The sequence below is a fragment of the Streptomyces poriferorum genome, from assembly GCF_019399235.1.
Lineage (GTDB): Bacteria > Actinomycetota > Actinomycetes > Streptomycetales > Streptomycetaceae > Streptomyces > Streptomyces poriferorum.
On sequence record NZ_JAELVH010000213.1, the window covers coordinates 1 to 12,066 of the forward strand.

Genomic DNA, 12,066 nt, shown 5'->3' on the forward strand with positions numbered 1-12,066 from the left:
CCCGCCGTTCCCGTGCGCCGTCGGCGCGTAAGTGGTGTTCTGATTCTCCACGGTCGGCGGGACGGTCCATTCCCTGCTCGACGACGCGGCCGCGGACACCCCGGACGGGCAGTGCCTGCACGACGCCGCCGGCCAGGTCACGTACCGCCGGATGGCCGAACTCAGCCACGGCTTCGCCGCCTGGCTCACCGAACAGGGCGCGGCACGCGGTGACCGGCTGGTCGTGCAGCTGCCCAGCCGGCGCGAGCTGGTGGCCATGGTCTACGGGGCCGCGCGCGCCGGTGTGATCCTGGTGCCGCTCAACCCCGCGATGAAGGAGTACCACCTCCGGTCCGTCATCGAGGACGCCGAACCCTCCCTGATCATCGGCGACGGCCCCACCACCGAGGTGCTCGGCCGGGCCGCCGCCCTCCCCGTGCACGACCTCGCGGAGATCTGGCCCCACGTCGAGGAGGCAGCGGGGCGACCGGCGCCCGCACCCCTCGCCATCAGCGCCGACGACATCGCGTTCCTCGTCTACACCTCCGGCAGCACCGCCGCCCCCAAGGCCGTCGTGTGCCCGCACGCGCAGGTCACCTTCGCCTCCCGCGCCATCCAGGAGGTGCTGGGCTACCGGCCGGACGACGTCGTCTTCTGCCGCTTCCCGATCTCCTGGGACTACGGCCTGTACAAGGTGCTGCTCGCCTGCCTGGGCCGCTCCCAACTGGTCCTGGACGGCGGCGAGTCCGACCTCGTACTGCTGCGGCGGATGCGGGANGTGGTCCCCATCGTGCCCTCGCTGGCCGCGATGATCGGCACCCTCGCCGCCCGCGACGCCCAGGACCCGCCCCCCGTGCGGATGTTCACCAACACCGGCGCGGCGCTCCCCGACCACGCGGTCACCGCCCTGCGCGAGGCGTTCCCCGGAGTGCGGGTGGTCCGCCAGTTCGGCCAGACCGAGTGCAAGCGCGTCAGCATCATGCCGCCGGACCGGGAACACGAGCGCCCCCAGTCGGTGGGGCTGCCGCTCCCCGGCACCACCGTCCTGATCCTCGACGCGCAGGGCCGGTCCCTCCCGGCGGGCGAGACCGGCGAGATCGTCGCCGTGGGACCGCACGTCATGCCCGGCTACTGGCGCCGCCCCGAACTCTCGGCGCGCACCTTCCGCCCCGACCCGGACACCGGGGCGCCGCGGCTGCACACTGGCGACTACGGCCGGCTCGACGAGGACGGCTACCTCTACTTCGAGGGCCGCCGCGACGACATGTTCAAGCGCAAGGGCATCCGGATGAGCACGGTGGAGATCGAGGCCGCCGCCATGGACATCCCCGGCGTGCGCACCGCCACGGCGCTGCCGCCCACCGGCACCCGCGACCTGGTCATCTTCGCCGAGACCGATCTGGCCCCCCACACCGTCCTGAAGGAACTGGCCGAGCGTCTGGAGCCGGCCAAGGTGCCCGCCCTGTGCCGCGTCCTGGACGAACTGCCGCTGAGCCTGCACGGGAAGAACGCCCGGCAGGTACTGACCGAGATGATCGACGGGGAAGCGCGATGAGCCGCTACCAGGCACTGGCCGAACGCTTCGGCACACCTCTGTACGTGTACGACCTCGACGAGCTCGACGCGGCACGGCAGCAGCTGTTCGACGCCCTGCCCGAGGAGTTCACCCTCTTCTACGCACTCAAGGCCAACCCCCACCCCGGCCTGGTCCGGGCCCTGCGCGAGGGCGAGGGCCGGCACTGCCGGCCCGAGATCAGCTCCACCGGCGAGCTGGAGTCCGCCCTCGCCGCCGGATTCCGCGGCGAGGACTGCCTCTACACCGGCCCCGGCAAGACCCCGGGCGAGCTGGCCGAGGCGATCCGGCTGGGAGTGCGCGTCTTCTCCACCGACTCGGTCTCCGACGTCCGCCACGTGGCAGACGCCGCCCGGGCGAACGGTGCGACGGCCGACTGCCTGCTCCGCGTCAACAGCGCGACCGCCAGCGCCACCAGCAGCATCCGGATGACCGGCACCCCCTCGCAGTTCGGCTTCGACAGCGAGACCCTGGCCGACGTCCTGCCCGAGCTGCGCACCATCGAGGGCGTCCGCATCACCGGGATGCACTTCTTCCCGCTGAGCAACGCCAAGGACGAGGAGAGCCTCGTCGGCGAGTTCCGGCACACCATCGAGCTGGCCGCCCGCCTCCAGGACGAACTGAACCTTCCCCTGCGCTTCCTCGACATCGGCGGCGGCTTCACCGTGCCGTACGCCGTTCCCGGTGGCCGGGGCACGTATCCCAAGCTGCGCGGCGAACTCGCGGCCGCGCTGGACACCCACTTCCCGCAGTGGCGGACCGAGGGCCCCGAGCTCGCCTGCGAGTCGGGCCGCTACCTCGTCGGCGCGAGCGGCACGCTGGTCGCCTCGGTCAGCAACGTCAAGGTCAGCCGCGGCCGCAAGTTCGTCATCCTCGACGCGGGCATCAACACCTTCGGCGGCATGTCGGGCCTCGGCCGGCTGCTGCCCGTCGCCGTCGGGACCGATTCGGGGGAGTGCGTCGAATCCGCCAGTCTGGTGGGCCCGTTGTGCACCCCCGGTGACATCCTCGGCCGTGAGATAGACCTGCCGGCACTCGCCCCGGGCGACCTGGTGACGATCCCCAACGCCGGTGCCTACGGGCCGACCGCCAGCCTGCTGATGTTCCTGGGCCGCCCGGCCCCCACCGAGGTGGTGGTGCGGGGCGACGCGGTGCTGTCCGTCTCCCGGATCGAGCACAGCCGCTCCTACGCGGCCGTGGACGGAACGTCCGCGCACACCGCTGAGGGAGAGGCGCGGTGAGCGCCGGCCTGATGCACGGCGCCACGAACACCGTGAGCCCGGCGGGCGCCCGGCGCGGCACCGTGGTCGTCACGACCGTGGCCTCCGACTCGCACACCTGGAACCTCGTCTTCCTCCAGCTGCTCATCGAGGAGCTGGGCTACGAGGTGATCAACCTCGGCCCGTGCGTCCCGGACCAGGTCCTCATCGACGCCTGCCGGGAGACGGCCCCCGACCTGGTGGTGATCAGCAGCGTCAACGGGCACGGCCACCAGGACGGCCTGCGCGTCATCGACGCGCTGCGCGCCTGCGGGGAGCTGGCCTCGACCCCGGTGGTCATCGGCGGCAAGCTCGGCGTCGCCGGGCACCAGAGCGACGCGGCGATCGGTGAACTGATGTCCGCCGGATTCGATGCCGTCTTCGACGACTCCTCCTCCACCACAAGGGAGTTCAGCCGGTTCGTCGGCACGCTGTCCCCGGCCGCCCGCCCCCTGGAACGTACCGAGGTCGTCGCGTGAGACCGGGCGCGCACCCGCTCCGGCGGACGGCCGAGGGCGCGCGCCCGGTGGACTTCGGAGCCTTCGTCCGAGCGAGAAGCCGCGCCGGCGACCTGGTGGTCCAGCCCCGCATGGGATTCAGCGACCCCGGCACGATGCGCGCGGGACTGGCCGCCACCAGCGCCGCCGACGCCACGACGGTCGGCACCATCACCCTCGACAGCTATACGAGGGTCGGTGAACTCGCCTCCGTCGACGAGGCGTTGAGTACGGGCGCGAAGCTCAACGGATATCCCATCGTCACCTACGACCGGGCCGTGACCGGGCAGGTCCTCGCAGGCATCAGGGACGAGACGTTCCCCGTCCAGGTCCGGCACGGATCCGCCGTTCCCGGGGACATCTTCGCCGCGCTGCGCAGGACGCTGATCAACGCCACGGAGGGCGGCCCCGTCTCCTACTGCCTCCCCTACGGACGTACTCCGCTGGACGAGTCCGTACGGAACTGGGTCCGCTGCACCGAGGATTTCGCGCAGCTGCGGGAATCGGGAGTGGAACCCCATCTGGAGACGTTCGGCGGCTGCATGCTGGGGCAATTGTGCCCACCGAGCCAGCTGGTGGCGATCAGTGTGCTCGAAGCGCTCTTCTTCTGCCAGCACGGAATACGCAGTGTGTCGCTCAGTTATGCCCAGCAGACCCACCCGGGCCAGGACCGGGAAGCGGTTGCGGCTCTGCGGCGGCTCTGCGGCGAATTGCTTCCGACACCCAACTGGCACGTGGTCATCTACGCCTACATGGGCGTGTACCCGACCACGGACGAGGGCGCGTACCGGCTGCTCGACGAGGCGACGCGGCTCGCTGTCACCTCCGGTTCGGAGCGGCTCATCGTGAAGACCGTGGCGGAGTCCCGCCGGATCCCGACCGTCGCGGAGAACGTCGCCGCACTCGAGGCGGCCGCCCTGACCGCACGGGCGGCGCGGCCCGGCGGTCCGGCCCCCGCAGAGTCCGACTCGCAGACGTACCTGGAGGCCAGAGCGCTGGTCGAGGGCGTACTCGAACTGTCCCCCGACATCGGGCACGCATTCGAGCTCGCCTTCAGGCAGGGGGCCCTGGACATCCCCTACTGCCTGCACCCGGACAACCACGGCCGGGCCCGCAGCTACATCGACGGCGACGGCCGGCTGCGGTGGGCCGGCATCGGCAGGCTGCCGCTGGCCGGGCTCGTCGGACCGGCCCGTACCCGGGAGGCCACCGCGTCGGGACTGATCGCCGACCTCTCCTACGTACAAAGGGCGTTCGACAGGCCGGCGATGGAATCCGGTGCTTTCCGGGACCGTGGCCGCGCGGATATCGCGCCGCCGGAGTCCGGTTCCTCTTAGGGGGGCTCTAGGGGCTGTGCGCGGCCCTTCGCCTTCATAGCGTGACCCGCAGTGGTGCGGTTCCTTGGTGAATTCCGTCCGGTGACGGGCGACAATTGTGTGGAGTGCAGATGACTGAGTCGGAAAACTTCGTCTCTGGCACCGACGGTGTGCCGGACGGGGGCACGGAGCGGCAGGCCGCACTCGTGCGTGAGCTGGAATCCCTCCCCACCTCGGAGCAGACCCGGGTGCTGCTGGAGTTGGTGCGCGAGAACACCTCGGCCGTCATGCGGCAGACCCGGCCGGACACCACACAGACCGTGGACCCGGCGCGCGCCTTCCGCGAGCTGGGGCTCGACTCCGTGGCGCTGGTGGCCCTGCACGCCCGGCTCGTCGCGGCCACCGGCCTCCCACTGCCCCCTACCGTCGCCTTCGACCACCCGTCACCGGCGGCCCTCGCCGCACATCTGCGCACCGAGGCCCTGGGCCTGCCGGACCTGCCCGATCCGGTCGTCGCGCCGGGCATCGCCACCGACGACCCGATCGCCGTCGTCGGCATCGGCTGCCGCTACCCCGGTGACGTGTCCTCGCCCGAGGACCTGTGGCGGCTGGTCGCCGACGGAACCCACATCCGCGACGACTTCCCCACCGACCGCGGCTGGAACCTGGACCGCCTCTTCGACGACGACCCCACGACCCCCGGCACCACCTATGCCCGCCACGGCGGATTCCTGTCCGGCGCGGCCGAGTTCGACGCCGACTTCTTCTCGATCAGCCCCCGTGAAGCCCTCGCCATGGACCCGCAGCAGCGCCTTGTGCTGGAGACCGTGTGGGAGGCCGTGGAACGGGCCGGGATCGACGCGCAGACCCTGCGCTCCAGCCGGACCGGCGTCTTCGTCGCCGCGGAGCCGCAGGAGTACGCGATGCGCCTGCACGAGGCACCGGACGGTCTGGACGGATATCTGCTCAGCGGCAACGCCCCCAGCGTGGTCTCCGGCCGGGTCTCGTACACGCTCGGCCTGGAAGGCCCCGCGCTGACCGTCGACACCGCCTGCTCGGGATCGCTGGTCGGCCTCCACCTCGCCGTCCAGTCCCTGCGGCGCGGCGAGTGCGGCCTCGCGCTGGCCGGCGGGGTTGCCGTCATGGGCAGCCCCGGCGTGTTCACCGCGTTCAGCCGTCAGCGCGGTCTCGCGGCCGACGGCACGGTCAAGGCGTTCGCCGCCGCCGCGGACGGCACGGCGTTCGCCGAGGGCGCCGGTGTGTTCGTCCTGGAACGCCTCTCCGACGCCCGGGCCAACAACCACCCGGTCCTCGCCGTCGTACGCGGCACCGCCATCAACCAGGACGGGGCGTCCAACGGCCTGACCGCGCCGAGCGGCCGCGCCCAGCGACAGGTCATCCGCCAGGCACTCGCGGACGCCGGACTCACCGCCGGCGAGGTCGACGCCATTGAGGCGCACGGCACCGGCACCACGCTCGGCGACCCCATCGAGGCCCAGGCGCTGCTCGCCACCTACGGGCAGGGGCGCACGGAGGGACCGGCCTGGCTCGGTTCGGTGAAGTCCAACATCGGGCACACCCAGGCGGCGGCGGGCTCGGCCGGACTGATCAAGATGATCATGGCGATGCGTCATGGGCTGCTGCCCGCGACGCTGCACGTGGACTCGCCCTCGCCCAACGTCGACTGGTCGGCGGGGGAGGTCCGTCTGCTGACCGAACCCGTGCCGTGGGCGCCCGGCGAGCGCCCCCGCAGGGCCGCCGTCTCCTCCTTCGGCGTCAGCGGCACCAACGCCCACATCGTCGTCGAGGAACCGCCGGCCGAGAGCGCGCAGAGCGACGCCGAGGGCGACGGCGCCCCGGCCGACGAGGCCCGGCCGCTGCCGGCGGCCCTCTCCGCGAAGAGCGGGGCCGCCCTGCGCGACCAGGCGCGACGCCTGCTGACGCACATCGAGAACGCCCCCGGCGCCCGGCCGCTCGACCTCGCCCGCTCCCTCGCGACGACCCGCTCCGCGCTGCCCCACCGTGCCGTGGTGCTCGCCGGCGACCGCGCGGGCCTCCTCGACGGGCTGCGCGCCGTGGCCGACGGCCGCGACGTCCCAGAGGTGTTCACCTCGGTCTCCACGAGCGGCGGCACCGCGTTCCTCTTCACCGGCCAGGGCAGCCAGCGCCTCGCCATGGGACGCAGGCTGTACGACGCCTACCCCGTCTACGCCAAGGCCCTCGACAACACCATCGGCTATCTCGACCTCCAGCTCGACCGCTCCCTGTGGGACGTCCTGTTCGCCGACGAGGGCAGCCCCGAAGCGGCTCTGCTGGACCGCACCATGTACGCGCAGGCGGCCCTGTTCGCCGTCGAGGTCGCCCTGTTCAGGCTCCTGGAGTCCTGGGGAGTCCAGCCCGACTACGTGGCCGGGCACTCCATCGGCGAGCTGACCGCCGCCCACGTCGCCGGCGTGCTCTCGCTCGACGACGCCGCCACCCTCGTCGCCGCGCGCGGCAGGCTGATGCAGGCACTGCCCGAGGGCGGCGCCATGATCGCCGTGGAGGCGGACGAGGAGACGGTGGACCCGCTCCTCGCGCCCTGCCGCGACACGGTGAGCATCGCCGCGGTCAACGGCCCCCGGTCCCTCGTCCTGTCCGGTGACGAGGACACGGTCACCGCCCTCGCCGCCCGGCTGGAGGCCGACGGGCACCGCACCAAGCGGCTCCGGGTCAGCCACGCGTTCCACTCGCCGCTGATGACACCCATGCTCGACGAGTTCCGGCAGATCGCCCGGATCCTCACCTACACCGCGCCGAAGCTCCCCGTCGTCTCCGCCCTCACCGGTGGGCTCGCCACCGCGGAGGAACTCACGGACCCCGAGTACTGGGTGCGGCACATCTGCGCGCCCGTACGCTTCCACGACGCCGTCGCCTCCCTCACGGACCGGGGCGTCGCCACCTTCCTCGAACTCGGACCCGACCCGGTGCTCTGCGCCATGGGCCGCGCGAGCGCCGCTCCGACCGCGGCGTTCACCCCGCTCCTGCGACGCGGGCACGACGACGCGCACCAGCTGCTCGCCGCCGTGGCCGTCGCCCACACACGCGGCACCCGCGTCGACTGGAACGCCTTCTTCGCCGGTTCCGGCGCCCGTCGCGTCGAACTGCCCACCTACGCCTTCCAGCGCGAGCGGTTCTGGCTCAGCGCCCCGGACGCCGCCCAGGACGCGACGGCACTCGGCCAGATGGCCGCCGGCCACCCCCTGCTGGGTGCGGTGGTGGGTCTCGCGGACACCGGGGGCGCCGTCCTCACCGGACGGGTCTCGCTGCGCTCGCACCCCTGGCTCGCCGAACACGTGATCGACGGCCATGTCCTGCTGCCCGGAACCGCGTTCGTCGACCTCGCGGTCCGGGCCGGTGAACAGACCGGCTGCGAACGCCTCGACGAACTCGTCATGGCAGCCCCGCTGACCCTGCCCACCACGGGCGGCGTCGCGCTCCAGATCGTCGTCGACGCCCCCGGCACCGACGGCAGGCGCGCCCTCGCCTTCTACTCGCGCGACGAGGACGCCCCCGCCGACGCCCCGTGGACCCGTCACGCGACCGGCCGCCTCGCTCCCCGGGCCCCCTCCGGGCCGCAGACCGCGGACTTCGCGGCGGGCACCTGGCCGCCCCCCGGCGCCGAGCCCCTCGACATCACCGGCCTCTACGGTGACCTCGCCACGCAGGGCTACGGCTACGGGCCCGCCTTCCAGGGCCTGAGAGCCGTCTGGAGGGGCGGGGAGCGCGAGGTGTTCGCCGAGGTGCGGCTGCCCGGCACGGCCGGCGACGCGCCCTCCGCCTACGGACTCCACCCCGCGCTCCTCGACGCGGTCCTGCACGCCACCGACTTCGCCACAACGGCCGCCACGGACACCCCGGACGACCGCATCCTGCTGCCCTTCGCCTGGACCGGAGTCACCCTGCACGCGGCGGGCGCGACCACGCTGCGGGTACACGTCACCGCCACCGGCCCCGACGAGGTCGCCCTCGAACTGGCCGATGCCACCGGAGCCCCGGTGGCCTCCATCGACTCCTTCCTCGTCCGGCCCCTCGCCGCGGACGGACTGGCCGCCACCGCCCACCCCGACGCGCTGCACCACGTCCGGTGGACCCCGCTCCCGGCCCCCGCCGCCACCCGGCCGGACCCCGACGCCGCCGTCCACATCTGCCCCGCACCGGCAGGGCCCGATGTCGCCGCCGACGTCCGTACGGTCCTCGGGGCCACGCTGACGGCCGTGAGGGACTGGCTCGCCGACGAGCGGTCCGCCACCGCCCGGCTGACCGTGCTCACCCGGGGCGCGGTGGCCGCCGCCGCGGGGGAGCCGGCCTCGCTCGCCCAGGCGCCCGCCTGGGGTCTGGTGCGCTCGGCCCAGGCCGAACACCCCGGCCGCTTCCTCCTGCTCGACACCGACGGCTCCCTCGGCACGGACGAACTGCTGCGCCTGGCCGCAGGCATGGACGAACCCGAGATCGCGCTGCGCGAAGGCCAGTTGTACGTCCCCCGACTGGCCCGCACCACGCAGGCACCGGACACCGCCGCCTCCACCCCCTGGCCCACCGACGGCACCGTCCTGATCACCGGCGGCACCGGCGGCGTCGGCGCCACGGTCGCCCGGCACCTGGTCACCGCACACGGCGTACGCGGACTGCTGCTCACCGGCCGCCGGGGCGCGGACGCCCCCGGAGCCGAGGAGCTGCGGGCCGAGCTGACCGCGCTCGGCGCGGAGGTCGTGATCGCCGCCTGCGACGCAGCCGACCGCGATGCCATGGCCGATGCGCTGTCCGCCGTACCGGCGGGGCTGCCGCTGCGCGCCGTGGTGCACGCGGCGGGAGTGCTCGACGACGCACTCGTCGACTCCCTCGACGCCGCCCGCCTGGACACCGTCCTGCGGCCCAAGGCAGACGGCGCCTGGCACCTGCACGAACTCACGCGCGACATGGACCTGTCGGCGTTCGTCCTGTTCTCCTCCACCGCCACCGTGCTGGACGGTGCCGGACAGGGGAACTACGCCGCCGCCAACGTCTTCCTCGACGCCCTGGCCACCCACCGCGCCGCCCTCGGACTCCCCGCGACCTCGCTCGCCTGGGGGCTGTGGACCGGCACCGGCGGCATGGGCGGCACCCTCGACGAGGCCGCGCTGCGGCGCATCGAACGCCTCGGTCTCCAACCCCTGTCCGTCACGGAGAACCTCGCGCTCCTGGACCGTGCGATCACCACCGCGGACCACCCGGCCGTCATGCCCGTACGGCTGAACCTGCGCACGCTCAACGCCCGCGCCGGTGACGTACCGGCCCTCCTGCGCGCTCTGGTCCGTCCGCCGCGCCGCGCCGTGGGCGGTGGCGGGATCAGGGTCGAGCAGTCCCTCGCGCGCAGCCTGTCCGGCCTGACCCGCTCGGAGCGTGGCGAGGCCCTCCTCGACCTGGTCCGTACCCAGGTGGCCGCCGTCCTCGGCCACGACGGACCCGAACGCGTCGTCACCACACGGGCGTTCAACGAGATGGGCTTCGACTCCCTCGCGGCCGTCGAACTCCGCAACCGGCTCGGCTCCGCCACCGGCCTGCCCCTGACGGCCACCCTCGTCTTCGACTACCCCTCGCCCGGGGCCCTCGCCGACCATCTGGCGTCCAGGCTCGGCGAAGACACGGAACGCCGGGCCGGCCTGCCCGCCCCGGTCGCCGTCACCGCCTCCGACGACGACCCCATCGCCATCGTCTCCATGGCCTGCCGCTACCCCGGCGGCGTCACCTCGCCCGAGGAGCTGTGGCAGCTCGTCGAGGAGGGGCGCGATGTCGTCTCGGCGTTCCCCACCGACCGCGGCTGGGCCACCGACATTCACGACACCGTGCCCGGCACACCGGGCAAGAGCCTCACCGACCAGGGCGGATTCCTCTACGGGGCGGCGGACTTCGACGCCGAGTTCTTCGGCATCAGCCCTCGCGAGGCACAGGCCATGGACCCCCAGCAGCGACTGCTGCTGGAGATCGCCTGGGAGACCGTCGAACGCGCGGGCATCGACCCGCACGCCCTGCGCGGCAGCGACACCGGTGTGTTCGCCGGTGTGATGTACCACGACTGGGGGCTGCGGCTCGGCCCGCTGCCCGAGCACGTGGCCGGCTACCACGGCAACGGCAGCCTCGCCAGCGTGGTCTCCGGACGGGTCGCCTACACCCTGGGTATCGAAGGCCCTGCCGTCACCGTCGACACCGCCTGCTCGTCCTCACTCGTCGCCCTGCACTGGGCCGCCCAGGCGCTGCGCCGCGGCGACTGCAGCCTCGCCCTCGCGGGCGGCGTCACCGTCATGTCCACCCCTGACACGTTCGTCGACATGAGCCGGCAGCGAGGCCTGGCCACCGACGGGCGGTGCAAGTCGTTCGGCAGCGGTGCGGACGGCACCGGCTGGGGCGAGGGTGTCGGCATGCTCCTGCTGGAGCGGCTCTCCGACGCCGAACGCAACGGTCACCGGGTCCTCGGCCTCGTCCGGGGCTCCGCCGTCAACTCCGACGGTGCGTCCAACGGTCTGACAGCACCCAACGGGCCCGCTCAACAGCGCGTCATCCGAAGGGCGTTGAGCGTCGCCGGCCTCACTCCGGCCGACGTCGACGCCGTCGAGGGCCATGGCACCGGCACCGTCCTCGGTGACCCGATCGAGGCCCAGGCGCTGCTGGAGACCTACGGCCAGGAGCGCCCGTCGGACGACAGTCCGCTGCTGCTCGGCTCCATCAAGTCCAACATGGGCCACACCCAGGCGGCAGCCGGTGTGGCGGGCATCATCAAAATGGTGCAGGCGATGCGTCACGGCACCCTGCCCGCCACCCTGCACGCCGACGAGCCGTCATCCCAGGTGGACTGGGAATCCGGCGCCGTCGCACTGCTGACCGGCCCCACCGCCTGGCCCGCGCACGGCCGCCCGCGTCGAGCCGGGGTGTCGTCGTTCGGCATCAGCGGCACCAACGCCCACGTGATCATCGAGGAGCCGCCCGCCACCACGCAGCCGGCCACCACGCAGCCGGCCACCACGCAGCCGGCCACCACGCCGCAGGGCGAGCCCGAGACCGCCGGTTCCACGTCCGGCCAGGTCGTCTGGCCGATCTCGGCGAGGACCCCGGACGCGCTGAGCGCCCAGGCGGCACGCCTGCTCGGCCACCTCGCGACGGTCCCCGACGACGCCCTCGCCGCGACGGGCCACGCCCTCGCGACGACCCGCGCGGCTCTGGACCACCGCGCCGTCGCGCTCGGGGCTGATCGCACGGAACTCGCCGCCGCTCTGGAGGCGTTGGCCTCCGGTGCTGGGCCGGTGCGGGACGCCGTCAGCGAGGGGAAGGTCGCGTTCCTGTTCACGGGGCAGGGTGCGCAGCGGCTCGGTATGGGCCGGGAGCTGTATGAGGCGTATCCGGTGTTCGCGGAGGCGTTCGATGAGGTG

At 73.2% G+C, this 12,066-nt stretch carries 5 protein-coding genes; all 5 read left to right on the top strand.

Translation table 11 applies throughout. From position 1 onward, the window contains the following. The first annotated feature begins 73 nt into the window (after window positions 1-73). Window positions 74-1,534: an AMP-binding protein gene (locus JGS39_RS28910; protein ID WP_219572560.1), complete on the top strand. Its 1,461-nt coding sequence runs from the start codon at window positions 74-76 to the stop codon at window positions 1,532-1,534. After that, window positions 1,531-2,793 carry a type III PLP-dependent enzyme domain-containing protein gene (locus JGS39_RS28915; RefSeq protein WP_219572557.1) on the top strand — a complete coding sequence of 421 codons (1,263 nt, stop codon included), beginning with the start codon at window positions 1,531-1,533 and terminating at the stop codon, window positions 2,791-2,793. Before JGS39_RS28910 ends, JGS39_RS28915 begins: the two co-directional genes overlap by 4 nt. Then, window positions 2,790-3,290, top strand: a complete 501-nt coding sequence (locus tag JGS39_RS28920; protein ID WP_306071725.1) for a cobalamin B12-binding domain-containing protein — start codon at window positions 2,790-2,792, stop codon at window positions 3,288-3,290. The genes JGS39_RS28915 and JGS39_RS28920 overlap by 4 nt, the downstream gene beginning before the upstream one ends. After that, on the top strand, window positions 3,287-4,645 hold the full coding sequence (locus JGS39_RS28925; protein WP_219572558.1) for a methylaspartate mutase: 1,359 nt from the start codon (window positions 3,287-3,289) through the stop codon (window positions 4,643-4,645). Before JGS39_RS28920 ends, JGS39_RS28925 begins: the two co-directional genes overlap by 4 nt. Before the next feature lie 110 nt (window positions 4,646-4,755). Next, the coding region (locus JGS39_RS28930) for a type I polyketide synthase (RefSeq protein WP_219572559.1) at window positions 4,756-12,066 on the top strand (7,311 nt) is incomplete at its 3' end.

Coding starts and splice junctions, on each gene's coding strand:
- JGS39_RS28915 (WP_219572557.1), top strand. CDS start 1,531: ATGAGCCGCTACCAGGCACTGGCCGAACGCTTCGGCACACCTCTGTAC.